Below are 24,732 nucleotides of genomic sequence, written 5' to 3' on the forward strand. Positions count from 1 at the left end.
CTTCACCTGACGCACCGGAGCACCACCATGACCAAGACCCGCATCTTCTCGGGCATCCAGCCGTCCGCCGGATCGCTGCACCTCGGCAACTACGTCGGGGCGCTCATGCAGTGGAGGACCCTGCTCGACGACTACGACGCCATCTACTGCGTCGTCGACATGCACGCGATCACCTCGCCCCAGGACCCGGCCGAGCTCCGCGCGAACACCCGGGCCACCGCTGCGCAGTACATCGCGTCGGGCATCGACCCGTCCAAGGCCACGCTGTTCGTGCAGTCGCACGTGCCCGCGCACGCCGAGCTCGCCTGGGTGCTGAACACCCTGACCGGCTTCGGCGAGGCGAGCCGGATGACCCAGTTCAAGGACAAGTCGGCACGCCAGGGCGCCGAGGCCGCGTCGGTCGGGCTCTTCACCTACCCGATCCTGATGGCCGCGGACATCCTGCTCTACGACACCAGGGTCGTGCCGGTGGGCGACGACCAGCGCCAGCACGTCGAGCTCACGCGTGACCTGGCCGGACGCTTCAACTCGCGCTTCGGTGACACCTTCGTCACGCCCGAGGCACGCATCCTGACCGAGACCGCGCGCATCTACGACCTGCAGGACCCGACCAGCAAGATGAGCAAGTCCGCAGCGTCGGACAACGGCCTCATCCGCCTGCTCGACGACCCGAAGCGCACGGCGAAGAAGATCAAGTCGGCCGTCACCGACGCCGAGCGCGAGATCCGGGCCGACCGCCAGGCCAAGCCCGGTGTGACGAACCTGCTGTCGATCCTGTCCGCGTTCACCGGCACCTCGATCGCCGCGCTCGAGGAATCGTTCGCCGGCAAGGGCTACGGCGACCTGAAGGGCGAGGTCGCCGACGCCGTCGTGGCCGAGCTCGAACCGGTCCGCGCCCGCACGCTCGAGCTGCTCGACGACCCGGCGGAGCTCGACCGGTTGCTCGCCGTCGGCGCCGACCGCGCCGAATCGATCGCGCAGGAGACCCTGGCCCGCGTCTACGACCGCATCGGGTTCGTCCCGCGGTCGCGCGGCTGACCGTGCAGTCCGTCACACTCGAGTCCGCGCGGGTACGGCTCGACCTGCCCACCCGCGCCGACACCGCGGCGATCACCGAGGCCTGCCAGGACCCGGAGATCGTCCGGTGGACGACGGTGCCGACGCCGTACCGCGAGCAGGACGCCCGGACCTTCGTCGACGCCCTGGTCGGACCGGGATGGGCATCGGACCGCGAGTACACGTGGGCGATCCGACCGGCCGGTTCGACGTGGCTCGCGGGCATCATCAGCTACCGCACCGCCGGTCGTGACCTCGGGTTCTGGCTCGCACCCTCCGCGCGGGGCGCCGGGCTCATGCACGACGCCGTCCGGCTCGTCGTCGGCTGGGCGTTCGAGCAGGGTGCGCCGGACGTCTACTGGGAGTGCTACCAAGGCAACACGGCCTCGGCGGCGGTCGCCCGTGCGGCCGGGTTCTCGTACACCGGCCTCGGCGCAGCCCGGGTCCCGGACCGGGACGGCGGCCCGACCACGGCGTGGACCGCACTACGACGCGCCGACGGCACTCCCGCCTCCGAGCTCCCCTGGCCCAGCGCCTGAACGGGCTCACAACCGTGGTGACGTGTCACCCAACCACCGCCGGTAGGCTCGGCCCGTGAGCGACACGGCACGACCCACCGAGGTCCGGGCGATGCGCCGCGGGCTCGAACTCGCGGCCCTCGGGCCCGTCGTCGGCGACCACGCCCGCGTCGGCGCCGTGATCCTCTCCCCCACCGGTGAGGTCCTCGCCGAGGGATGGCACAAGGGCGCCGGCACCCCGCACGCCGAGGTCGACGCGATGGCCAAGGTCGATCCGGCACTGCTGCGCGGCGCGACGGCGGTCGTCACCCTCGAACCCTGCAACCACGTCGGCCGCACCGGACCGTGCGCCGTGGCACTGCTCGACGCGGGGATCGCCCGGGTCGTCTACGCGATCGACGACCCCGGAGCCGACGTGCACGGCGGCGCCGACCGACTCCGCGCCGCCGGGGTCCAGGTCGTCTCCGGCGTGCTGGCCGACCAGGCCGAGGCGTTCCTCGAACGGTGGCTGCTCTCGGTCCGGCTCGGCCGACCGTGGGTCACCGTGAAGTGGGCTTCCAGCCTCGACGGGCGCGCCGCCGCTGCCGACGGCACGAGCAAGTGGATCACCGGCGCCGCCGCACGGCAGCACGTCCACGAACAGCGCGCCGCCCACGACGCGATCCTCGTCGGCACCGGCACCGTCCTGGCCGACGACCCGAGCCTGACCGCCCGCGGGGATGCCGGCGAACTCCTCGCCGACCAGCCGCTCGCCGTGGTGCTCGGTGACCGCCCGGTGCCGGCCGACGCCGCGGTCCGTCGGCACCCGCGCGGGCTCGTCACCCTGCCCGGACACGACCTGGCCACCTCGCTCGGCGCCCTGCGCGGGCACGGCGTGCACTCGGTGTTCGTCGAGGGTGGTCCCACGGTGGCGTCGGCGCTCATCGCCGCCGGACTCGTCGACGAGTACCTGGTGTACATCGCCCCGGTGCTGCTCGGCGGGCCCCGTGTCGCCCTCGACGACCTGGGGGTGGGAAGCATCTCCGATCGTCGGCGGTTGGACGTACTATCGACCACCAGCCTCGGCCCCGACCTGCTGGTCCGAGCCCGACCGCAGCGTCCGCAGCACCAGCACCAGCACCAGGACCAGCACCATCACGACCGGCAGCAGCAGCACGACGCGACACCCGGGCTCGGGAACGACGGGCCCACGAACGACCGGAGCACCCCATGACCGATGCGCTGACCTCCCCCACGCCGGGGAGCCCGGTCAAGTTCGAGGTGTCGACGAACGTGCCGACCACCCACGGCACCTTCCAGATGCGCGCCTACCGCGACCTCGTGACGAGCGCGGAGCACGTCGCGATCATCGGCACCCTGCCGGACGGCTCGATGCCCACCGACGGCGCACTCGTCCGGGTGCACTCCGAGTGCCTGACCGGTGAGGCCTTCGGCTCGCTCAAGTGCGAGTGCGGCCCCCAGCTCGACGCCGCGCTCGACACGATCGCGGCCGAGGGCGGCGTGGTCATCTACCTGCGCGGGCAAGAGGGCCGCGGCATCGGCCTCATCAACAAGCTCAAGGCCTACCGCCTGCAGGAGGACGGTCTCGACACCCTCGACGCCAACCTCGCGCTCGGCCTGCCCGCCGACTCCCGCGCCTACGGCGGCGCCGCGGGCATCCTCGCCGACCTCGGCATCACCCGGGTCCGGCTGCTGTCGAACAACCCGGAGAAGCGCCGCCAGCTCGAGGAGCACGGCATCACCGTCGACTCCCTCGTGCCGCTCGTCGTCGGCATCTCGGCGCAGAACGCCGGGTACCTCGACACGAAGCGCGACCGGATGGGCCACCAACTGCCCGAGCACCTCGAAGCGGGAGCCGGCGCGGGCGCCTGAGCGCGCGCAAACGGCCGACGCTTCGGCCAGCTGACTCTGGGCTGATTCGCAGGCAGACGACATCTGTCGTATGATCGGGCTTCCGTCACAAGCGGTCCCCCCTCAGCCGAACGCACCCGACCGGTGCCCGCGCCACCCCGCGCGAACCGATCGGTGTCCGCCGTTTCGGATCCTCGTGTTCCCCGTCGGAAGCACGCAGCACGGAAGACCTCGCCCTGTCATGACCGCCGCCCCGGCACCCGCAACCCCCACCTCCGCTCCGGCACCCGCCGGCAACCCGCGCTCCCGCGTCGTCATCGCGAGCCTCGTCGGCACGTCGATCGAGTTCTACGACTTCTACGTCTACGCGACCGCCGCGGTGCTCGTCTTCCCGACGCTGTTCTTCCCGAACGAGGACCCCACGGCCTCGCAGCTGTCGTCCTTCGTCACCTTCGCCCTGGCGTTCTTCGCCCGGCCGGTCGGGTCGATCATCTTCGGGCACTTCGGTGACCGGATCGGCCGCAAGACCACCCTCGTCGCGTCGCTGCTCGTGATGGGCACCGCCACGTTCCTGATCGGCTGCCTGCCGACGTTCGACACCATCGGCGTCTGGGCGCCGATCCTGCTCGCCGTGATGCGCTTCGCCCAGGGCGTCGGGCTCGGCGGCGAGTGGTCCGGTGCGGCCCTCCTTGCGACCGAGAACGCGCCGAAGGGCAAGCGCGGCGTGTTCGGCTCGATGCCGCAGCTCGGTGCCCCGATCGGCTTCCTGCTCGCGAACGGCCTGTTCATCGCGATCAACGCGGCGATGCCCGCCGGTGCCGACGGCACCCCGAACGCCGACTTCCAGGCGTGGGGCTGGCGCATCCCGTTCCTGCTCTCCGCCGTGCTCGTCATCATCGGCCTGTACGTGCGCTTCAAGCTCGTCGAGTCGCCGGTGTTCCGCGGCGTGCAGGAGTCCGGCACGGTCGCGAAGGTCCCGCTCGGCCGCGTGTTCCGCACCTCGTGGCGGGCCGTCATCGTCGGCACCTTCGGCATGGTCGCCACCTACGTGCTCTTCTACTTCATGACGACGTTCACCCTGTCGTACGGCACGACCGGCTCCGAGGCCAGCGCACTCGTCCCGAAGGTCGGCCTCGGGTACACCCGTGGCGAGTTCCTGACGCTGCTCATGATCGGCGTCGTGTTCTTCGGCATCTTCACGCCGATCGCAGGACTGCTCGCCGACAAGTTCGGCCGCCGCAAGACCCTCATCCCGACCACGATCGGCATCGCGCTGTTCGGCCTGACGTTCCAGTTCTGGTTCGCGGCGTCGAGCGGCCCGATCACCGTGGTGACGTTCCTCATCGTCGGGCTCTCGCTGATGGGGTTGACCTTCGGTCCGATGGGTGCGCTGCTGCCCGAGCTGTTCCCGACGAACGTCCGGTACACCGGTTCGGCCATCGCCTACAACGTCGCGTCGATCCTCGGTGCGTCACTCGCCCCGACCATCGCGTTGGCGCTCTGGAAGCCGGACGGCAACATCTTCCTGGTCGGCCTGTACCTGACGATCGCGGCGGTCGTGACGCTGGTCGCGCTGCTGTTCGTGCGCGAGACGAAGTCGAAGGACATCGCCGACGCCTGATCGGGGACGCATCCGCAGGACGGGAGGCCCGGTGCCAGCTGGCACCGGGCCTCCCGTCCGTCGTGTGCGCGACCCCACTGCCCCGGTGCGAGATTCCGTCAACGCAGGTTGACGGATGTCGGTGCGTCAATGTAGGTTGACAGGCATGGACCGACCGACCATCACGAGCCTCGCGGCCGGAGCATCGGGGGACGACCCGTTCTCCGCCCTCGCCAGCGTGCGCGAACTGCGCCGTGAGCTCGACCGGACCGAAGAGCTCGCCGCGCGACGTGCCCGCACCGCCGGCGCCTCGTGGCAGGAGATCGCGACGCTGCTCGGTGTCAGCCGACAGGCAGTGCACAAGAAGTACGGCAGAAACTAGGAACACGATGAGCTTCCCCTTCGCACGCCCGAAGACCTCCGACGGCCCCCGCGCCACGTTCGGCCGCCTGCTGTCCTACCTGTTCGAGAACAAGCCCGCGATGGTCGTGATCATCGTGCTGAGCGTCCTCGGTGCGGGGGCCTCGCTCGCGCAGCCGCTCCTGGTCAACCAGGTCATCACCGCGGTGCAGCAGGGCAACACCCTCAGCACGCTCGTGTGGTTGCTGGTCGGGCTCGTCATCGTCGCGGGGGTGCTGAACGGCGTCCAGCACTTCCTGCTGCAGCGCGCGGGCGAGGGCGTCGTGCTCTCCACCCGCCGCAAGCTCATCGCCCGCATCCTCAACCTGCCGATCTCGGAGTTCGACACGCGGCGCACCGGTGACCTGGTGTCCCGCGTCGGCAGCGACACCACGCTCCTGCGGGCCGTCCTGACCCAGGGACTGATCGAGTCGATCGGCGGCGCGCTCACGTTCATCGGCGCCATCGTCGCGATGGCCATCATCGACCCACTGCTGCTCGGCATCGTGATCGTGATCGTCCTGATCGCGATCGTCGTCGTCGGCGGACTGAGCCGTCGCATCCGGGTCGCCTCGAAGCGTGCGCAGGAGAAGGTCGGCGACCTCACCGCCGCGGTCGAACGCGGGATCGGCGCGGTCCGCACGATCCGTGCGGCCGGCGCCACCGAACGCGAGGTGCGCGAGGTCGACGGCCACGCGACCGAGGCCTACAAGCGCGGCCTCGACATCGCCAAGATGTCCGCCTTCGTCGTCCCCGTCGCGAGCATCGTCATGCAGGTCGCGTTCATCGCCGTCCTGGGCGTCGGCGGGGCACAGGTCGCGGCCGGCACCATCACCATCGCGACGCTCATCACGTTCATCCTGCTGCTCTTCATGATGATCATGCCGCTCGGCCAGGCGATGGGCGCTGCCGTGGCCGTCGCCCAGGCGCTCGGCGCGCTCGGCCGGATCGAGGAGATCCTGCACCTGCCGACGGAGTCCCAGGACGACGAGTCGGTCCGGCCCGCCGCGGCCGTCGCCACCGACGACGCCATCGCGTTCGAGCACGTGTCGTTCCGGTACCGCGCCCAGGCGGACGCCTCGGGTGCCGACGGCGCGGTCGCGTCCGACCCCGCGGACCGTCCAGGAGGCCCGGATCACGTCGACGACGAGCGCCCGGCCGACGACGTGGTGCTCCACGACGTGTCGTTCCGGGTGCCCCGCGGCTCGCGCGTCGCACTCGTGGGCCCGTCCGGTGCCGGCAAGTCGACGACTCTGGCGCTCATCGAGCGGTTCTACGATCCCACCGACGGCGTCATCCGCCTGGGCGGCATCGACGTCCGCGGCATGGACCGCGACGAGCTGCGTGCCCAGATCGGCTACGTCGAGCAGGACGCCCCCGTGCTCGCCGGCACGATCCGCGCTAACCTGCTGCTCGGGTCACCGAACGCCACCGAGGACGACTGCGTCCGGGTGCTCGAGGCGGTCAACCTCGGCGAGGTCCTGCACCGCGACCCCCGCGGTCTCGACGCGCAGGTCGGTGAGGACGGCGTGATGCTCTCCGGTGGGGAACGGCAGCGCCTGGCCATCGCCCGCGCGCTGCTCGCCGCTCCCCCGATCCTGCTGCTCGACGAGTCGACGTCGTCACTCGACGGGGTCAACGAGCAGAAGATGCGGCTCGCGATCGACGCCGTCGCCGAGGACCGCACCCTGCTCGTCATCGCCCACCGGTTGTCGACGGTGGTCGACTCCGACGTGATCGTCGTGCTCGAGCACGGCCGCGTCGTCGGCAGCGGCACGCACTCCGAGCTCGTGGAGTCGACGCCGCTCTACCGCGACCTGGCGAAGCACCAGCTGCTCGTGTGAGTTCGGGTACGGCCGCGAGTACCGCGGCCGTACCCGCGATCCAGGCTCGGGGTCAGGCTCAGGCTCTGGCTCAGGCGGCGAAGGGGTCCGGCGTCAGCACGTAGACGGTCTCGAGGTACTCCTCGATGCCCTCGTGCGACCCCTCGCGGCCGAGGCCGGAGGACTTCACGCCGCCGAACGGGAACGCCGCGTTCGAGACGACGCCCGTGTTCAGCCCGAGCATCCCCGTCTCCAGGCGCTCGGCGAGCCGCTGACCGCGCCGGAAGTCGGTCGTGAAGGCGTAGGCGATGAGCCCGTACTCGGTGTCGTTGGCGAGCCGGATCCCCTCGTCCTCGGTGCTGAAGCGGGTGACCGAGGCGACCGGTCCGAAGATCTCCGTCGTCATGATCTCCGAGCCGGGCTGCACGTCGTCGATGACCGTCGCCTCGTAGAAGGTCCCCGGGCGGTCGATCCGGTGGCCGCCCGTGACGAGCCGGGCACCGCGGCCGACGGCGTCGTCGACGAGCGACGCGGCCTTGTCCACGGCCCGGTCGTCGATGAGCGGTCCGAGCGTCGTGCCGTCCTCGGTGCCCCGGCCGACGCGCAGGGCGTTCACCTTCTCGGTGAGGGCCGCGACGAACGCATCGGCGATGCCGTCCTGCACGAAGAACCGGTTCGCGGCGGTGCAGGCCTCGCCCGTGTTGCGGAACTTCGCGAGCATCGCCGCGTCCACCGCCTTGTCGAGATCGGCATCGTCGAACACGAGCAGCGGGGCGTTGCCGCCGAGCTCCATGCTCGTCTTGAGCACGTTGTCCGCCGCCTGCTTGAGGAGCGCCGAACCGACCGGGGTCGAACCGGTGAACGTCAGCTTCCGCAGGCGCGGGTCGGCGATGATCGGCTCGGACAGTCCCTTGGCGTCACTCGACGGGATCACGTTGAGCACGCCGTCCGGCAGGCCGGCACGTCGGAACAGCTCGACCAGGAACAGGGTCGTCAGCGGGGTGAGGTCGGCCGGCTTGGCGACCACCGTGCAGCCCGCGGCCAGGGCCGGGCCGATCTTCCGGGTCGCCATCGCGAGCGGGAAGTTCCACGGCGTGATCGCGTACACGGGGCCGACCGGACGCTTCAGCACGATCGCGCGCCCGGTGCCCTCGGGGTTCGTCCGGTAGTCGCCGGTGATGCGGACGGCTTCCTCCGAGAACCACCGCAGGAACTCGCCGCCGTAGACGACCTCGCCGCGGGCCTCCGCCAGCGGCTTGCCCATCTCGAGCGACATCAGGGCCGCGAGGTCGTCGGCGTGCTCGTGCACCAGGTCGAAGGCCCGGCGCAGGATGTCCGAGCGCGTGCGCGGGGCCGTGGCTGTCCAGGACTCCTGTGCGGCAGCCGCGGCGTCGAGGGCAGCGAGGCCGTCCTCGGGGGTGGCGTCGGCGACCTCGGCCAGGACGGCGCCGGTCGACGGGTCGTGCACGGCGAACGTGGACCCGCTCGACGAGGCACGCCAGGTGCCGCCGATGAAGAGTCCGGTGGGGACGCCCTCGACGCGGACGTGCTCGTCGGCGACGGTGGTGGTGGTGGTTTCGTTCGTGGTGGTGTCGGTCACAGTCGTGCTCCTCCTGGGTTCGCGAGGCCCTCGTCCATGTCGCTGCGGTCGACGTGTCCGCCGGCCGCCCGGATCTCGTCGAGCGCCCGGGCGCTGCGCTCGGCGTCGACGCCTGCCACGAGGTCCTCGTACACGGCGACGTCGAGTCCCGCGGCACGGGCGTCGAGTGCCGAGGCCCGGACGCAGTGGTCGGTCGCGATGCCGACGACGTCGATCGTGTGCACGCGGCGCTCGGAGAGCACCTCGGCCAGCGGGACGCCTGCCTCGGTCCGGGCCTGGAACGCCGAGTAGTCCGGCGTGCCCTGCCCCTTGCGGACGTCGACGTCGATCAGTGCGGTGTCGAGATCGGGGTGGTAGTCGGCGCCGGGTGTGCCGGCGACGCAGTGCACCGGCCACGTGTCGACGAAGTCGGGTCCGTCTGGTCCGGCGAAGTGTCCGCCGTTGTCGTCGTCGCCGTGGTGCCAGTCGCGGGACGCCACGATCAGGTCGTACTCGTCCCCGTGCCGACCGAGGAACGCGGTGATGCGCTCCGCGAGCGCCGCTCCCCCGGTGACCGCGAGCGCACCGCCCTCGGTGAAGTCGTTCTGGACGTCCACGACGAGCAGTGCTCTTGCCATGGGTCCATCCAACACCCGTCGGCTCAGGAGCCGGTGAGCTTGCTCCCGCAGGAGTAGGTCGCGGCGGTCACCGCGTCGAGTGCCGGCAGTGCCGCCGCACGCGGCGAACCGATGGCGTAGAAGGCGAAGGTCAGCCGCGACCCGTCGGCGGCGTCGATGTAGCCGCCGAGGGTGTTCGCGCTGTCGATCCAGCCCGTCTTCGCGTGCACCTTGCCGCGGGCGACCGCGTTCGCGCCGGTGAAACGGCTGGCCAGGGTGCCGGACTGCCCGGACACCGGCAGGGCGTTCGCGAGCGTGCCGAGGCCCTTCGCGCCGGAGGCGACCTGCACCATCAGGTGCGCGACGAACTCCGGCGACACGGCGTTCGAGGCGCTCTCGCCCGAGCCGTCCTTGATCACGATGCCGGCCGGGTCGAGGCCGTAGGAGCGCAGTGCCGACTGGTACACGGACGACAGCGATGCCGCGGAGCCGTTCGAGCCGGACTCCTTCGAGGACACCCGGGCGAGCATCTCGGCCAGGGTGTTGTCCGAGTTCGGGATCATCTGCCCGATGAGCGTCGACACCGGCTGCGACGACACCGTGGCGATCGTCTCGGTGCCGGTGGTCGCCCGCTTGACGATCTGCGCGGACCCGGCGCCCGCGACGCCAGCGTTCGCCAGTGCCGTCCGGAAGGCGATCCCGGCGCGTCCGACCGGGTCCTCCGATCGGGGCGAGGTCGCCGCGGCGGGGTTGGCTCGGTCGCCGTCGACCATGAGCGCGGTGACCTTCGGCTGGTACCCGATGGTGCGCTCGGACACCGGCCACGTCGGGTCCCAGGCGTCGGCGTCGCTCCAGTACGAGTCGTCGGTGACGATCGTGGTGACCGGGGTGTCACCGACCTTCGCCTTCACCTGCTGCGCGAGCTGGGCGAGGGTCGGGGCGCCCGGGTAGACGGTGCCACCGCCGGCGGACAGGGTGGCGTCGCCGTGACCGACCAGGGCGACGGTGTTCGCGGACTCCCGTGCGACGGTCGTCGGGATGCGGTGGTCGCCTCCGAGCACGGACAGCGCGGTCGCCGAGGTCAGGGTCTTCATGACGCTGCCGGTCTGGGCGGCCCGCTCGCCGTGCTTCGAGAACAGGACCTTGCCCGTCTTCGCGTCCATCACGTACCCCTCGAAGTCACCGAGGCCGCTCGCCGACGCAGCCGTCGCGATCGAGCAGGTCCGGAGCGCGGACGGACCGGCGAGGTCGTCCGGCACCGCGCGAGCATCGGCGGTCGGAGTGGGGGACGGCTTCGTGGTCGGGCGCTTCGTGGTGGGCGTCCGGTCCGGAGCCGAGGACGCGGTCCGGGTCGGACTCGGCGCCGCGGCGGTCCGGGAGTCCGGGGTCGTGGCCGCCGCGACGGCGACGGCCCCACCGGAACCGACCACCAACAGCGCCGCGAGACCACCGGCGATCCAGGGGACCGGGCGTCGCGCGGCGGAGGCGCGCACCGCGGTGACGGCGGCGCGGAACCGCTCCGGGACGGAACGCGGGGTGGGCTGCTGCTCGGACATCGCGACCGATCCTACGGAACTGCGGCAGGAGCCTCCAGGCCGGATCCGGGATCCGTGGCGGACGGGAGCCGGATCAGGGAGCCGTGACGGGACCGTCGGCCGGGTACCGGACCCCGACCTGCCGCCGCGCCTCGTCCAGCACCGCCATGATCGCGACGGTCTCGTCCGGGTCCATCGGGCCGCCGTCGTGGCGGCCGGACGTGATCATCGTCTCGAAGGCGCGGGCCTCGTGCTCGTAGCCGGCGAGCTCCTCGCGGCCGTCGAACTCCTCGACGACGGCACCGTCGCGGTCACGGATCCGCCAGGTGGTCGGCGTGTACCAGGTGGAGTCGAGGTCGATGCGGCCGGTCTCGCCGATGATCGACGCCGTGTTCGGGCTCCGCAGGTCCATCCCGAAGTGGATCATCGACTGCGCACCGCCCTCGTGCGTCATGACCAGACCCATCTGCTCGTCGACGCCCTGCTCGCTCAGCGTCCCGGCTGCGACCAGCGTGGTCGGCACCCCGAGCACGTCCACCGCGAAGGACACCGGGTAGATCCCGAGGTCGAGCATCGCTCCGCCGCCGAGTGCCGGGTCGCGCAACCGGTGGCCGGGGTCCGTCGGGAGGGCCTGGTGGTGGGTCGCCTCGACCACCATCGGGCGGCCGATCCGTCCCTCGGCGACGACCTCGCGGATCATCGCCATCTGGGGCAGGAACCGGGTCCACATCGCCTCCATCACCGCGACACCCGCGTGCCGAGCCGCGTCGACGACCGTCCGGGCCTCGGCCGCGGTCATCGTGAAGGCCTTCTCGACCAGGACGTGCTTGCCCGCCCGGATCGCGAGCAGGGCGTCCTCGGCGTGCCGGACGTGCGGGGTCGCGACGTAGACCGCGTCGACATCGTCGTCCGCCACCAGGTCCTCGTAGGAACCGTGGGCCCGCTCGATGCCGAACTCCGCGGCGAAGGCCTCAGCGTGATCGCGGGTGCGGCTGCCCACGGCGGTGAACACGATGCCGGCCGCCGTGCAGTCACCCACGAAGGACCGTGCGATGCCGCCTGTGCCGATGACTCCCCAGCGAACCGTCATGGGTCCTGTCTACCAGTGAGGGGTGGGCTGCGGCGGGGCCCAGCTCGGGTCGTCAGCGGCGGTGCTTGCCGAGCGCGGCGTCCGGGGCGGCCATCGGGTGGTTCCGGAACCAGCGCAGGAGCTCACGGGCACGACTCGTGTCGGCGCTCGCGTCTCCCTCGGCGAGGAACGAGTCGAAGCCGTCGGGCAGGTCGGCGTCCGGCTCGCGGTGGAACGCCATCTTCCACTCGCCGAAACGCCGGGTGTGGATGCGCTCCTCGACCAGCAGGCCGACGTCGGTGTGCCGCGGGTCGTCGACGATGCGCTGGTACGTCTCGAGCACCGCCGCCTCGGGACCCTCGAGCAGCTGCATGAACCGGCCGTCCTTGTAGACGAGCAGACCGGACAGGCCGGACGCGGTGTTGCGGACCCGTGCGTGCTCGAGCAGCGCGTCGAGCCGCTCCTGGTCGAACACCTCGTTCGCTGCGCTCATGTAGACCAGGGACAGCAGCATGACGACCTCTCGGAGACGACGGAACGGGTTCCCTCTCATCGTGGACCGCGCCGACGCCGTGGGGCAGCCCCAGAACGGGGATCGTTCCCGCCCGCGCACCCGCGTCGAGGTTCGGGTCATCGACGCGAGCACACGGGTGTCGGGTCGTACGACCGGACTGATTCGGAGCCCCCGTCCGGGGGGTTTGGTCACTCCGTGTCGTAGGTGCGGACCCAGTCGATCTGCACGTGCCCCGGGTCGCCCCAGTTGCCGATCTGGAACATGTAGCGGTGCGGGGTGGTGGGCACGTTGCGCGGCACCGTGAACACCAGCTTGCCGTCGAGGTAGTACCGGATGATCTTCCCCGGCACCCACTCGGTCGTGTAGGTGTGCCAATCGTTCCAGGACACCCGGGTGTTGTAGTGCTCGGTCCGCTTCTCGAGCCCCTGGAGCATCGAGTGGTGGAAGACGCGGGGTGAGCCGTTGAACTGCCCCTCCGGGTAGTTCAACTCACCGTCGGCCCACGCGTTCGACGTCGGCCAGAGCATGACCGCGATCCCGTTGCCGTCGCCACCGGTCGCCCGCGCACGGATGCTGAAGGTGCCGCCGACGTGTGACCAGGCACCGGTGCGCGTGCCGAACGTCCCGGCAGCGCCGTGCTCCCCGTCCATCGAGACGTCCAAGTAGCCGTCGTGGGCGCTGATGAGCTTGTCCGAGTAGTACTTGCCGCCCGTGCCGTCGGGGTACGGCTGCCACGAGTTCCGGTACGTCTCGGCGAAGGGGCCGCCGGCTGCTGCGGGGGTGTCGAAGTCCTCGGAGAAGGTCGGCTCGCGGTCCGCCAGGTACGCGGGGCCGGTCGCGGACGCCGTCGGGGTCGCAGACGAACCGGTGCTCGGCGACGAGGTCGAGGCGGACGTGGCACGGGACTCGGGCACGGCTGCCGCGGTGACCGCGAGGGCTCCGGCGGTGGCAGCGACCACGACGATGACCAGGACACGCTTCAGCACGGCGTCACCGCCGGTGGAGCGCTGGGCTGGTGGTCGGTCATCGTGTCCCCCGTATCGCGGACAAGGCTAGCCCGCGAACACGCCCGACGTCTGCCCCCTCGGGCGAGGGACACGGATTTCGTCCGGAATACGAAAACCCCGGTCAGAGCCACTTCGAGTGGGTCTGACCGGGGCGTTCACGGAGCCGCCTGTCGGAATCGAACCGACGACCTATTCATTACGAGTGAATCGCTCTACCGACTGAGCTAAGGCGGCGCACACTCCATGTCCGGAGTGGCACGAGCAATGACTATACAGGTTCAGACGAGTGAACGCGAAACCAGCACGCCGAGCTCGGAGAAGGACCGCTCGAGCTCGTCGACCAGGTGTGTACCAGCCTCGGAACCCGACCACTCCCACCACGCGTGGCGCAGGGCGGCGAGGGCGACGATGGCCGCGAGACCCGCGCGACGGCGGAGTGCTTCGGCGTCGGCGGCGAGCTCCGGGTCGGCGTGTTCGAGCCGGCGCGCGACGGCCGCCTGCAGCTCCGCCTGGAACTCCTTCATGGACGCCATGCGACGGCTGAACAGCTCCGGGTTCGCGCGGAGGACCTGCTGCCGCTCCTCGATGAGCCCGCGCTCCTCGATCAGTTCGCGCGTGGAGTGCACGAGCAGCGCGCCGATGTCCGCGAGCAGGTCACCGCTCGGACCACCGTCGACGAACGCCTGCAGCGCGGCGTCGTCGGGCAGCTGCGGGTCGTCCCCGAGGATCGCCTGCTCCTTGCTCGGGAAGTAGTTGAAGAACGTCCGGGGCGAGACGTCGGCCCGCCGGGAGATCTCGTCCACCGTGACCGCGCCGAGGCCGTCCTCGATGGCGATCCGGAGCGCAGCCTGCTGGATGGCGCGCCGGGTGGCGCGGCGCTTCCGTTCGCGCAGGCCGGGTTCAGCGTCGGGCATGCCGTGATTGTCGCACGCCGGGCCTCAGCGGCGGGCGCGGGCGATGGTGACGAGCAGCGCTTCGAGCGCCAGGAGTGCGGCCACGTTCGCCGCGATGCGCTGGCGAGCCAGGGCCACGGCGTCGAGGACCTCGAGCGCGGCAGCCGGCGGTGTCGTCGGCAGCGCGTGCTCGAGCTGGTCCTGCATGGCCAGGTTGACCGGTTCCGCCGGGGCTCCGAGCCCCAGCAGGAGCAGGTCGCGGTACAGGGAGGAGACGTCCACCAGGATCCGGTCGAGGCCGTCGCGCAGGCTGCGGGTCGCCCGGCGTTTCTGGTCGTCCTCGAGGGCACGGAGCTGCGACCGGAGTGCCGGCGGGATCGTCCCACCGGGTTCGACCCCGAGCGACCGCAGGGCTGCGTCTCGCTCTTCGGAGTCGCGCTGCTCGGTGATGGACTTGGCGTCCTCGTCGGCGACGGCGAGGAGTTCGGCTGCCGCCATGACGGCGTCACCGACGCTCCGCACACCGAGCACGGTCGTCAGGGTCCGGCGGCGACGGTCTCGTGCCGGCTCGCTCGTGGCGAGGCGCTGCGCCATGCCGATGTGGCTCTGCGCCTGACGAGCAGCATCCATCGCGAGGGCACGGTCGACGCCGGTCCTGGCGACGAGCAGGTCGGCGACGGACTCGATGCCGGGCACGCGCAGGCGGACCGAGCGGACGCGGGACCGGATCGTCGGCAGCAGGTCGGCCTCACTCGGGGCGCAGAGGATCCACACCGTGCGCTCCGGGGGTTCCTCGAGCGCCTTGAGCAGCAGGTTCGACGTGCGCTCGGTCATGCGGTCGGCATCCTCGATGATGACGACCCGGTAGCGGCCGACCGACGGCGAGTAGTACGACGAGGTGACGAGCTGCCGGATCTCGTCGATCGTGATGATCACGCGCTGGGTCGTGAGCACCGAGACGTCGGGGTGGGTCTTCGCGGTGATCTGCCGCAGGGTGTGGTCGTCGTCGGGGCCGTTGCCCACGAGCGCCGCGGCGAAGGCGGTCGCCACGTTCGACCGACCCGATCCGGGCGGGCCGGTGATGAGCCACGAGTGCGTCATGCCGCCGGTGCCGCCGGTGGACTCGGCCGCGTTGCGCAGCGACGCGACCGCTTCTTCCTGCCCGGTCAGGCCGTCCCACACGCTCACGGGACCATCCTGTCAGTGACCACCGTCATGCCGGGTCGATCCCGACGAGCGGGGCGACCGCTCGACGGACCGCGTCCTGCACGGTGTCGGTCGGGGCCGAGGCGTCGACCACCAGGAAGCGCGCCGGCTCGGCCTCGGCCATCGCGAGGAAGGCCTGACGAACGGACTCGTGGAACGCCGCAGCCTCGGACTCGAGACGGTCGAAGGTGTCGCCCCGCGCCGCGGCCACCCGGGCGCGTCCGACGGTGACGTCGAGGTCGAGCAGGATCGTGAGGTCCGGTGCCAGACCGTCCGCTGCCCACTCCGAGACGGACCGGACCTGCTCGGCGCCGAGCCCGCGCGCGACGCCCTGGTAGGCGACGGACGAGTCGATGTAGCGGTCCTGCAGGACGACCTTGCCGCGAGCGATCGCCGGACGGACGACCGTCTCGACGTGCTGGGCACGGTCGGCCGCGTACAGCAGCGCCTCGGCCCGGGGTGCGACGTGGCCCCGCTCGTGCAGGACCATCTGCCGGATCTGGACGCCAAGGTCGGTGCCGCCGGGCTCGCGGGTGCGGACCACGGTCCGACCGTGCGCATCGAGCCACGCCGAGAGCAGCTCCGCCTGGGTCGTCTTGCCCGCGCCGTCGCCGCCCTCGAGCGTGATGAAGCGACCGGTCACTTCTTCTTGGCCGCCGTCCGACGAGCCGGGGTCTTCTTCTTGACCGGCCCCTTGGCACGCTTGTCGGCGATGAGCTGGACCGCGCGGGCGTGGTCGACGGCCTCGACGTCCTCGCCCTTCGGGATGGTCGCGTTCGTCTCGCCGTCGGTGACGTACGGGCCGAACCGGCCGTCCTTCATCTTGATCGGCTTGCCGGACACCGGGTCGGCGTCGAACTCCTTGAGCGCGGCGCTCGCGGTGCGGTTGCCGCCGTACTTCGGCTGTGCGAACAGCTCGAGTGCACCGGGCAGGTCGATGTCGAAGATCGCGTCCTCGCCGGGCAGGGTCCGGGTGTCGGTCCCCTTCTTCAGGTACGGCCCGTACCGGCCGTTCTGCGCCGTGATGTCGTTGCCCGTCTCCGGGTCCTGGCCCACGACGCGGGGAAGGTCGAGGAGCTTCAGCGCGGTCTCGAGGTCGACGGTCTGCGGGTCCATCGACTTGAAGAGCGAAGCGGTGCGTTCCTTCGGCGCCGCCGCCTTCTTCGTCGTCTTCTTCGCGGGCGCCTTCTTGGCGGGCGCCTTCTTCGCGGTCGCCGTCGCCGACGCCGTCTCGCTCGTCGCGGTCGCAGCAGCCGCGTCGGCCACGGGGGCCCCTGCCGCTGCGGGCGCTTCGACGACCTCGCCGGTCTTCGGGTCCACGGTGGGTTCGGGCTCCGGGGTGCGCTCCGTGACGTAGGGGCCGAAGCGGCCGTCCTTCGCCAGGACCTCTTTTCCGGTCTCCGGGTTGACCCCGACGACGCGGTCGCCGATCACCGGGGCGTCGACGAGTTCCTTCGCCTTCTCGACGGTGAGTTCGTCGGGAGCGAGGTCCTCGGGCACGTTCACGCGCCGCGGCTTCTCGGGGTCGTCGCTCGGCACCTCGATGTAGGGGCCGTACCGACCGATCCGGAGCGTGAGGCCCGGAGCGAGCTCGACCGAGTTGATCTCGCGGGCGTCGATCTCACCGAGGTTGTCGATGACGGTCCGCAGGCCACGCTGGTCGTCGTCGCCACCACCGAAGTAGAAGCCCTTGAGCCAATCCACCCGGTCGGCGTCGCCGCGGGCGATGCGGTCGAGGTCTTCTTCCATCTCGGCGGTGAAGTCGTACTCCACGAGCTCGCCGAAGTACTCCTCGAGCAGGCGCACCACGCTGAACGCGATCCAGTTCGGAACGAGTTGCGTGCCGCGGAGCGAGACGTAGCCGCGGTCGATGATCGTCGGGCTGATCGTGGGGTAGGTCGACGGACGCCCGATCCCCAGCTCTTCCAGCGTCTTGATGAGGCTCGCCTCGGTGAAGCGCGGCGGCGGGGTGGTGTCGTGCCCCTTCGCCTCGACGTCGGTGACCGCGAGGTGCTCGCCCTGGGTCACGTTCGGCAGGGCGACGTCCTGGCCCGCGCGCTCGGACGACTCGTGGCGGTCCTCGTCACGGCCTTCTTCGTAGGCGCTGAGGAAGCCGCGGAACGTGATGACGGTGCCGGATGCGGTGAACTCGGCGTCCGTGCCGTTCGCGGTCGAGGCGATGCCCTCGACCGACTCGGTGGAGGAGATGCCGAGCACGATCGACGCGGTCGAACCCTTGGCGTCCGCCATCTGGGAGGCGATGGTGCGCTTCCAGATGAGGTCGTAGAGGCGCCACTCGACACCGGTGAGGGTGCCCTGCAGGTCCTGCGGGGTGCGGAAGGAGTCGCCGGCGGGACGGATCGCCTCGTGCGCCTCTTGCGCGTTCTTGCTCTTGCTCGCGTACAGGCGGGGCTTGTCGGGCACGGTGGCCGAGCCGTACAGGTCCGCTGCCTGCTTGCGGGCCGCGTCGATGGCCTGCTTCGAGAGCGAGACCGAGTCGGTACGGATGTAGGTGATGTAGCCGTTCTCGTACAGGGTCTGCGCAGCGCGAGCGGTCTGTCGCGGTGACAGACGGAGCTTGCGCGCGGCTTCCTGCTGGAGCGTCGACGTGGTGAACGGCGCGGCCGGGCGTCGCGTGTACGGCTTCGAGTCGACGCTGCGGACGGTGGCGTCACCGGCGCGCTCGAGGACCGTCGTCAGCGACGCGGCAGCGGCCTCGTCGAGCCGGACGACGTCACCGCTGAGCGTGCCGCGGTCATCGAAGTCACGACCGGAGGCGACGCGGGTGCCGTGGATCCGGGCGAGTCGCGCCGAGAAGGAGGACTCGCCGGCCTTCTCGAACCGGGCGGAGAGGTCCCAGTAGTTGGCGGACACGAAGGCCAGGCGCTCGCGCTCACGGTCGACGACGAGACGGGTGGCGGCGGACTGCACACGGCCGGCGGACAGACCGGGGGCGACCTTGCGCCACAGGACCGGGGAGACCTCGTACCCGTACAGACGGTCGAGGATGCGGCGGGTCTCCTGCGCGTCGACGAGGGCGGTGTCGAGCTCACGGGTGGCTTCCTGCGCGCGCTGGATCGCCTCCTTCGTGATCTCGTGGAAGACCATCCGCTTGACGGGGACCTTCGGCTTCAGGACCTGCAGCAGGTGCCACGCGATCGCTTCACCCTCGCGGTCTTCATCTGTTGCGAGGTAGAGCTCGTCGGCGTCCTTGAGGGCGCGTTTCAGCTCGGAGACGGTCTTCTTCTTGGCGTCGGACACGACGTAGTACGGCTCGAAGCCGTTGTCGACGTCCACCGAGAACTTGCCGAGGGAGCCCTTCTTGAGCTCGGGCGGCAGGTTCTTCGGCTCGACGAGGTCGCGGATGTGTCCGACCGAGGCCTGGACTTCGTATCCGTCACCGAGGTATTGCGCGATCGTCTTCGCCTTCGCAGGGCTCTCGACGATCACGAGCTTCTTCGTGCCTGGCACGTGTCTCCTTGATCGATGGTGCTGATCGGCCCTGGCCACGAGCGTGTCCGGGTCGACCGGGACATCGGTGACCGCGGGCCGACAGGCACACCATACACATAGTGTTCGGGCGGGTCGCCCGCCGGACCGGCCACCGCGAGTGCGCCGACGACGAACGGTCCCGTGCCCACGACCACGCGGACGCGGGCCGTGGTGGCGACGAGTTCGCAGGCGTCGAGGGCGGCCCCGTTCGCCGTGGCGATCCGGGTCGCGACCGCACACGGCTCCCCCGATACCAGCCCGGTGGCGGCCGCCGCGGTGCCCACGGCGGCGGCGTCGGCGGCGCCCTGGGCGCGGAGGGCCTGCGTGCGGTGGCCGGCGGCGGCGAGCGCCGTCGACCCGACGAGGACCCCCACGCCGAGGATCGCCACGAGCAGCACGGTCGCCGAGCCGCGTTGGCCGTCGGGGATCGTCACGTCAGCCCCCTCGGGCCGCGGCACACCCCGTCGCGGTCAGTGGGAGCGCCGCGAAGGGACCGGTCCCGCCGCGCGTGGCGTCGACGCAGACCAGGTCGCCGTCCGACCGGACGACGACCGAGACCCCCGGAGCGATCCGGTCGGCCGCGGACCGGCCCTGGTGCTCGTCGTCACGCCCGATCGCCCGGGCGGCGGTGGCTGCGGCGAGTTGCAGACGGCCCTGCGCGTCGACGACGAGGACGGCCGCGACGAGGGCGGTCAACACGATCGCCACCACGGGGAGCGCCACCGCGAACTCGACGGTCACCGAGCCGCGCTCACAGCGAGAGCGCGCCACGGACGAGGTCGGTGAGGATGGTCTGGACCTCACCGGAGCGCATGACCGCGACGAGCACACCGGCGAAGGCCACGGCGGCGAGGATGACGACCGCGTACTCGGCGGTGGCCGATCCCCGGTCGTCCCGCAGCCGGGACGACCACCGGGCGGCGGGGGGACGCGGGCGACGGTGGCAGATGGCCCGACGGGTGCGGCGGTCGGGGGAAGACGTGGTGCTCATGGAGTCCGTCCTTTCTGTTCGGTGGGACCAGCCTGTCCGGGCTGGGGTGTCGACGAAGGGGTCCCGGTGGCATCTGTGGAGAGGTCACGCGGCCCCGCCCACCGTGGAGGAGAGGACCCCCATCACCACGGGCACCACCCCCACGAGCACGAACGCCGGCAGGACGCAGACCCCGAGCGGCAGCACCAGTCGGACGGCCAGTCGTTCCGCCGCCACGAGCCCGTCGGCAGCGGCCTCGTCACGCACGTCCTCGGCGGCGCGGCGGAGCAACCCCGCGGCGGGCACCCCCGCCCGCCGGGCAAGGTCGAGGACCTCCCGCAGCCGGTGCACGTCCTCGGCGGGCGGGGCGGCTCCCGCGGACGCCTCGGCGACTGCCTGCCCGGCGGTGGTCCACGACCCGCCTCCGGCGACCGCCACGGCCCAGGCGTCGAGGAGCACCCCGGGGACTCGGCCGTCGGGCGTCGCGGAACGGACCAGCCGGGCGGTCCACCGTCGCCCGGCCAGGACGAGGGCCGCCGCGGTGCACGAGCACGCCCAACCGGCCGGTGAACCGACCAGGACCTCGACGGCACCGGCGCCCCAGGCCGCACCGAGTCCCAACCCGAAGAACGGCAGCGCGAGCACGACCCGGGCGCTCGTCCGCGGGCCCGCCAGGGCGACCCGGATCGCCCGGTCCGATGCCGCGGCGCGCCGGAGCGCGCCGGCGAGCCCGCGGAGGGTCTCCGCGACGGGCGCTCCCGTCCGGTCCGCCACGCGGAGGACGACGACGATGTCCTGCTGGGCGGGTCCTCCGACCCCGGGCAGCCCGCCGACGAGCCGCCAGGCTCGCGGCGGCGGGACTCCTGCCGCGACCAGCGTCGCCACCCGGTCGAGCACCCCGGCCACCCGCGCCGGGCCGTCGGGTGTGGGTCGTCTCACCGCAGCCCGTCCACCGGACGCACCTCGAGCCTCCCGTCCGGGCCGACGCGCAAGGCGCCCACGCCACCGAGCCGCCGCTGTCCTGCTCGTCGCTCCACGTGCAGGACCAGGTCGAAGGCGCTGACGGCCTGCCGGGCCAGCGCCTCGGCACCGAGGCCGGCGAGCGCCCCGAGCGCTTCGAGGCGAGCGGCCACGTCGGCGATGCCGTTGGCGTGCACGGTGCCGGCTCCCCCGTCGTGCCCGGTGTTCAGGGCGGAGAGGAGTTCGCGGACCTCGGCGCCGCGGCACTCCCCCACGACGATCCGGTCGGGTCGCATCCGCAGCGCCTCGCGCACGAGCCGGTCGAGGTCGAGCGCGCCGACCCCCTCGGCGTTCGCCTGCCGCGCCTCGAGCGCGACGACGTGCGGATGGGCGATCCGGAGTTCGGCGACGTCCTCCACCGTCACGATTCGCTCGTCGACGGGGACGTTCCCGAGCATCGCCGCGAGCATGGTGGTCTTGCCGCTGCCGGTCGCGCCGGTGACCAGGACGTTCCGGCGCGCGGCGACGGCGTCCTCGACGACCGACCGCGGGACGAACGCGAACGTCCCGCCGCGTTCGAGGGTGGCGAGGGAGGGGCGCTGGACCTGTGGCAGCCGGATCGACACTGCGGTGCCCCCGACGGACACCGGAGCGAGGACGACGTGGACCCGGACGCCGTCGCCGTGCCGGACGTCCGCGCACGGGGTGGTCTCGTCGACGTGGCGGCCGCCGAGCGCGACGAGCCGGGTCGCGAGTTCGCGGGCACGTGCTTCGGTCAGTCGCGGCTGGACGACTTCGAGTCCGGTCCCGCGGTCGACCCACGTCCCCACGCCACCGAGCACCAGGACGTCCGTCACGGCGGCATCAGTCACCAGGGCGGCCAGTTCCTCGAACTCGACGACCACGGACGCCCGACGACGAGCCGGAGGCGCTGCTCCGGGCAGGAACGGCGCCGACGGAGCATGCGCCCGCGCCGGTGCCGAGAACGCAGGCGATGTCGACGCGGATGGCGCCGAGGCGTGGGGAAGAAGTGGAGCACGGTGCAGGGGCATGGCGCCGACGGTAGGGAGCACGTCGGCCTTCAGCCGTGACGGTCCCCACTTCTGTGGACAACGTCGGAGTGCCCCACCAACGGACCGGTTTGTCCCCCGAAACGGAAAGCCGTACCCCGGTCGATGATGCGACACCGACGCGCTCGGGGTTGCCCACCACCCCCGCTTCCCCCGGCCGGACTGTGCGGAGCACCTGCTCCGCAAGAACATGCAGAATGCATGCACGGGCATGGACCGGTCTGTCCACGCGACCGGCTTCCCTGCGCGGATCGGGGCGCACGACGGAGCCCGACGAGCCAGCATCGCTCGAGTCGGACCCCGGGAAACAGAAGAGGCGGCACCGGTTGGGGGGAACAGGTGCCGCCTTGACATCGAGGGATTGGGGGGAATCCGATTCGATGCCGCCGGAAACGAGTCCAGCGGGATCTACTGTACCCCACGATCGGCCCTCCGGGGCAACCCCGGACACGACCTCCGGGCGTGCCGCGCCCCAACCCGGCCGAGGGGTAGTCTCCGGATGCACGCAGGCACCGGCGACGGATGCACGCACGCATCCACGACGGATGCCACCAGAGGCCGCAACGACGCGAAAGGACATCGATGTCCACTCCGACCCAGACCGACCCCCGAGGCGACGACGGAGCGACCTTCGCACCGCCGCCCGAGTTCGTGGCCGACGCGGTCGCCGGCGAGGACCTCCACCACGCAGCAGCGGCCGACCGCGAGGCGTTCTGGGCCGAGCAGTCCCGCTCCCTGCTCGACTGGCGCACCCCGTTCACGCAGACCCTGGACTGGTCGGGCGCCCCGTTCGCGAAGTGGTTCGCCGACGGCACGCTCAACGTCGCCGAGAACTGCCTCGACCGGCACGTCCGCGCGGGCAACGGCGACCGGGTCGCGATCCACTTCGAGGGCGCTCCCGGCGACACGCGTCGGATCACCTACGGCGAGCTGACCGCCGAGGTGCAGCGCGCCGCGAACATGCTCACCGACCTCGGCGTCGGCCAGGGCGACCGGGTGGTCGTGTACCTGCCGCTCATCCCCGAGGCCGTCGTGACGATGCTGGCCGTCGCCCGCATCGGTGCCGTGCACTCGGTCGTCTTCGGCGGGTTCAGCGCGGAGAGCCTCCGTGCCCGCATCGAGGACGCCGGCGCGAAGCTCGTCGTCACCGCGGACGGCGGGTGGCGGCGCGGTGCCGTCTCACCGCTCAAGCCCGCCGTCGACGAGGCACTGACCGGCGAGGGCACCGACACGGTCGAGCACGTCCTGGTCGTCAAGCGCGGCGGCAACGACATCGCCTGGACCGACCGCGACCTCTGGTGGCACGACGAGCTGGCGAAGGCGGCGCCGACCCACGAGGCCCAGGCGTTCCCCGCCGAGACCCCGCTGTTCATCCTGTACACCTCGGGCACGACCGGGAAGCCGAAGGGCATCGTGCACACCTCCGGCGGCTACCTGACGCAGGCGGCCTACACGCACAAGAACGTCTTCGACATGCACCCGGAGAAGGACGTCTACTGGTGCACCGCAGACATCGGCTGGATCACCGGTCACTCCTACGTCGTCTACGGCCCGCTCGCCAACGGCGTCACGCAGGTGCTCTACGAGGGCACCCCCGACGAGCCGAAGCCCGGCCGCTGGTGGGACCTCGTCGACGCGTACGGCGTCACGGTCCTCTACACCGCACCCACGGCGGTCCGTGCGGCGATGAAGGCCGGCCGCGAGATCCCGGAGGCGCGCAGCCTCGAGACCCTCCGCCTGCTCGGCAGCGTCGGCGAACCGATCAACCCCGAGGCGTGGCAGTGGTACCGCCAGGTCATCGGCCACGACCGCACGCCGATCGTCGACACGTGGTGGCAGACCGAGACCGGCGCAATCATGATCTCCGCGCTGCCCGGCGTCACGAAGCTCAAGCCCGGCGCCGCGCAGACGCCCCTGCCGGGCATCGTCGCCGAGATCGTCGACGACGACGGCAACCGGGCCGACCCCGGCGAGAGCGGCTACCTCACGATCACCGAGCCGTGGCCGTCGATGGCGCGCGGGATCTGGAACGACCCGGACCGGTTCGTGGAGACGTACTGGTCGCGGTTCCCCGGCCGCTACTTCGCCGGCGACGGCGCGCGGCTCGACGGGCAGGGCGACATCTGGGTGCAGGGGCGCGTCGACGACGTCATGAACGTCTCGGGACACCGCCTGTCGACGGCCGAGATCGAGTCCGCCCTGGTCGGCCACGAGGGCGTCGCCGAGGCTGCCGTGGTCGGGGCCGCCGACGAGACCACCGGGCAGGCCGTCGTCGCCTTCGTCATCCTGACCGCCGAGGCCGCCGCAGACGTCGACCGCGAGAGCGCCTCGGCGGAGCTCCGGAACTGGGTCGGCAAGCGGATCGGCGCGATCGCGAAGCCGCGCCAGGTCGTCATCGTGCCGGAGCTGCCGAAGACACGCTCCGGCAAGATCATGCGGCGGCTGCTCCGCGACGCGGCCGAGGGCCGCCGCATCGGCGACACGACGACGCTCGCCGACCCGACGATCATGGCGACCATCGCGGAACTCATGTAGTCCCGCCAGACGGAAGCAGGGCCTCCAGTCAGATCCGG

Annotated in this window: 22 protein-coding genes, 1 tRNA gene and 1 pseudogene; 8 read left to right on the plus strand and 16 right to left on the minus strand. The window is 71.5% G+C overall.

The window, feature by feature from the left end:
* Positions 1–27 precede the first annotated feature (27 nt).
* The 7 genes and pseudogenes from trpS (at position 28) to DEJ20_RS12535 (ending at position 7,268) form a co-directional block, all read left to right on the plus strand.
* Positions 28–1,038 carry a tryptophan--tRNA ligase gene (gene trpS, locus DEJ20_RS12505; protein ID WP_071244338.1) on the plus strand — a complete coding sequence of 337 codons (1,011 nt, stop codon included), beginning with the start codon at positions 28–30 and terminating at the stop codon, positions 1,036–1,038.
* 2 nt (positions 1,039–1,040) lie between these two features.
* The gene (locus tag DEJ20_RS12510; RefSeq protein WP_181431566.1) at positions 1,041–1,595 is read left to right on the plus strand and encodes a GNAT family N-acetyltransferase; all 555 of its coding nucleotides are present in this window, start codon (positions 1,041–1,043) and stop codon (positions 1,593–1,595) included.
* Positions 1,596–1,686: 91 nt separating this feature from the next.
* On the plus strand, positions 1,687–2,787 hold the full coding sequence (gene ribD / locus DEJ20_RS12515; RefSeq protein WP_258377181.1) for a bifunctional diaminohydroxyphosphoribosylaminopyrimidine deaminase/5-amino-6-(5-phosphoribosylamino)uracil reductase RibD: 1,101 nt from the start codon (positions 1,687–1,689) through the stop codon (positions 2,785–2,787).
* Positions 2,788–2,816: 29 nt separating this feature from the next.
* Positions 2,817–3,446 (plus strand): annotated as a pseudogene (ribA, locus tag DEJ20_RS12520) (GTP cyclohydrolase II); the annotation flags it as partial.
* Positions 3,447–3,666: 220 nt separating this feature from the next.
* A complete protein-coding gene (locus DEJ20_RS12525; protein WP_111235558.1) occupies positions 3,667–5,046 on the plus strand; it encodes an MFS transporter in 1,380 nt (459 codons plus the stop codon).
* A gap of 145 nt (positions 5,047–5,191) precedes the next feature.
* Complete coding sequence (locus tag DEJ20_RS12530; protein ID WP_111235559.1) at positions 5,192–5,407, plus strand: hypothetical protein; 216 nt, start codon at positions 5,192–5,194, stop codon at positions 5,405–5,407.
* 7 nt (positions 5,408–5,414) lie between these two features.
* Positions 5,415–7,268, plus strand: a complete 1,854-nt coding sequence (locus DEJ20_RS12535) for an ABC transporter ATP-binding protein (protein WP_111093503.1) — start codon at positions 5,415–5,417, stop codon at positions 7,266–7,268.
* Positions 7,269–7,338: 70 nt separating this feature from the next.
* Here DEJ20_RS12535 and DEJ20_RS12540 read toward each other — a convergent pair whose 3' ends face one another.
* From DEJ20_RS12540 to DEJ20_RS12615, 16 genes are all read right to left on the minus strand, one after another.
* Positions 7,339–8,847, minus strand: coding sequence for an NAD-dependent succinate-semialdehyde dehydrogenase (locus DEJ20_RS12540; protein ID WP_111235560.1), 1,509 nt, complete (start codon positions 8,845–8,847; stop codon positions 7,339–7,341).
* On the minus strand, positions 8,844–9,464 hold the full coding sequence (locus DEJ20_RS12545; RefSeq protein ID WP_181431567.1) for an isochorismatase family protein: 621 nt from the start codon (positions 9,462–9,464) through the stop codon (positions 8,844–8,846). The genes DEJ20_RS12540 and DEJ20_RS12545 overlap by 4 nt, the downstream gene beginning before the upstream one ends.
* A gap of 23 nt (positions 9,465–9,487) precedes the next feature.
* The gene (gene dacB / locus DEJ20_RS12550) at positions 9,488–10,999 is read right to left on the minus strand and encodes a D-alanyl-D-alanine carboxypeptidase/D-alanyl-D-alanine endopeptidase (protein WP_111235562.1); all 1,512 of its coding nucleotides are present in this window, start codon (positions 10,997–10,999) and stop codon (positions 9,488–9,490) included.
* A 73-nt stretch (positions 11,000–11,072) separates the two neighbouring features.
* Positions 11,073–12,068, minus strand: a complete 996-nt coding sequence (locus DEJ20_RS12555; protein WP_111235563.1) for a Gfo/Idh/MocA family protein — start codon at positions 12,066–12,068, stop codon at positions 11,073–11,075.
* Between the two features lie 52 nt (positions 12,069–12,120).
* Complete coding sequence (locus DEJ20_RS12560) at positions 12,121–12,561, minus strand: BLUF domain-containing protein (RefSeq protein WP_111235564.1); 441 nt, start codon at positions 12,559–12,561, stop codon at positions 12,121–12,123.
* A gap of 188 nt (positions 12,562–12,749) precedes the next feature.
* The gene (locus DEJ20_RS12565; protein ID WP_111235565.1) at positions 12,750–13,547 is read right to left on the minus strand and encodes a glycoside hydrolase family 16 protein; all 798 of its coding nucleotides are present in this window, start codon (positions 13,545–13,547) and stop codon (positions 12,750–12,752) included.
* 182 nt (positions 13,548–13,729) lie between these two features.
* A tRNA-Thr gene (locus DEJ20_RS12570) sits at positions 13,730–13,802 on the minus strand.
* Between the two features lie 44 nt (positions 13,803–13,846).
* On the minus strand, positions 13,847–14,482 hold the full coding sequence (locus DEJ20_RS12575; RefSeq protein WP_220034997.1) for a TetR/AcrR family transcriptional regulator: 636 nt from the start codon (positions 14,480–14,482) through the stop codon (positions 13,847–13,849).
* Positions 14,483–14,506: 24 nt separating this feature from the next.
* Positions 14,507–15,649, minus strand: a complete 1,143-nt coding sequence (locus tag DEJ20_RS12580) for a DNA polymerase III subunit delta' (RefSeq protein WP_111235566.1) — start codon at positions 15,647–15,649, stop codon at positions 14,507–14,509.
* Between the two features lie 25 nt (positions 15,650–15,674).
* Positions 15,675–16,310 carry a dTMP kinase gene (tmk, locus tag DEJ20_RS12585; RefSeq protein WP_111235567.1) on the minus strand — a complete coding sequence of 212 codons (636 nt, stop codon included), beginning with the start codon at positions 16,308–16,310 and terminating at the stop codon, positions 15,675–15,677.
* Positions 16,307–19,138 carry a type I DNA topoisomerase gene (topA, locus tag DEJ20_RS12590; RefSeq protein ID WP_111235568.1) on the minus strand — a complete coding sequence of 944 codons (2,832 nt, stop codon included), beginning with the start codon at positions 19,136–19,138 and terminating at the stop codon, positions 16,307–16,309. Before topA ends, tmk begins: the two co-directional genes overlap by 4 nt.
* Complete coding sequence (locus DEJ20_RS12595; protein ID WP_111235569.1) at positions 19,114–19,593, minus strand: hypothetical protein; 480 nt, start codon at positions 19,591–19,593, stop codon at positions 19,114–19,116. The genes topA and DEJ20_RS12595 overlap by 25 nt, the downstream gene beginning before the upstream one ends.
* Position 19,594: 1 nt before the next feature.
* Positions 19,595–19,900, minus strand: coding sequence for a TadE family type IV pilus minor pilin (locus DEJ20_RS12600; RefSeq protein ID WP_181431568.1), 306 nt, complete (start codon positions 19,898–19,900; stop codon positions 19,595–19,597).
* A 10-nt stretch (positions 19,901–19,910) separates the two neighbouring features.
* Complete coding sequence (locus tag DEJ20_RS12605; protein ID WP_111235571.1) at positions 19,911–20,150, minus strand: DUF4244 domain-containing protein; 240 nt, start codon at positions 20,148–20,150, stop codon at positions 19,911–19,913.
* Positions 20,151–20,234: 84 nt separating this feature from the next.
* Positions 20,235–21,068: a type II secretion system F family protein gene (locus DEJ20_RS12610; RefSeq protein ID WP_111235572.1), complete on the minus strand. Its 834-nt coding sequence runs from the start codon at positions 21,066–21,068 to the stop codon at positions 20,235–20,237.
* Positions 21,065–21,994 (minus strand): TadA family conjugal transfer-associated ATPase, encoded by a 930-nt coding sequence (locus tag DEJ20_RS12615; protein ID WP_111235573.1) that lies wholly within the window; start codon positions 21,992–21,994, stop codon positions 21,065–21,067. The genes DEJ20_RS12610 and DEJ20_RS12615 overlap by 4 nt, the downstream gene beginning before the upstream one ends.
* 747 nt (positions 21,995–22,741) lie before the next feature.
* Between DEJ20_RS12615 and acs the strand changes: the two genes are divergently transcribed.
* Positions 22,742–24,694, plus strand: coding sequence for an acetate--CoA ligase (gene acs / locus DEJ20_RS12620; protein ID WP_111235574.1), 1,953 nt, complete (start codon positions 22,742–22,744; stop codon positions 24,692–24,694).
* Positions 24,695–24,732 lie beyond the last annotated feature (38 nt).

Origin of the sequence: Curtobacterium sp. MCSS17_005 (assembly GCF_003234225.2) — a bacterium.
Classification (GTDB): domain Bacteria; phylum Actinomycetota; class Actinomycetes; order Actinomycetales; family Microbacteriaceae; genus Curtobacterium; species Curtobacterium flaccumfaciens.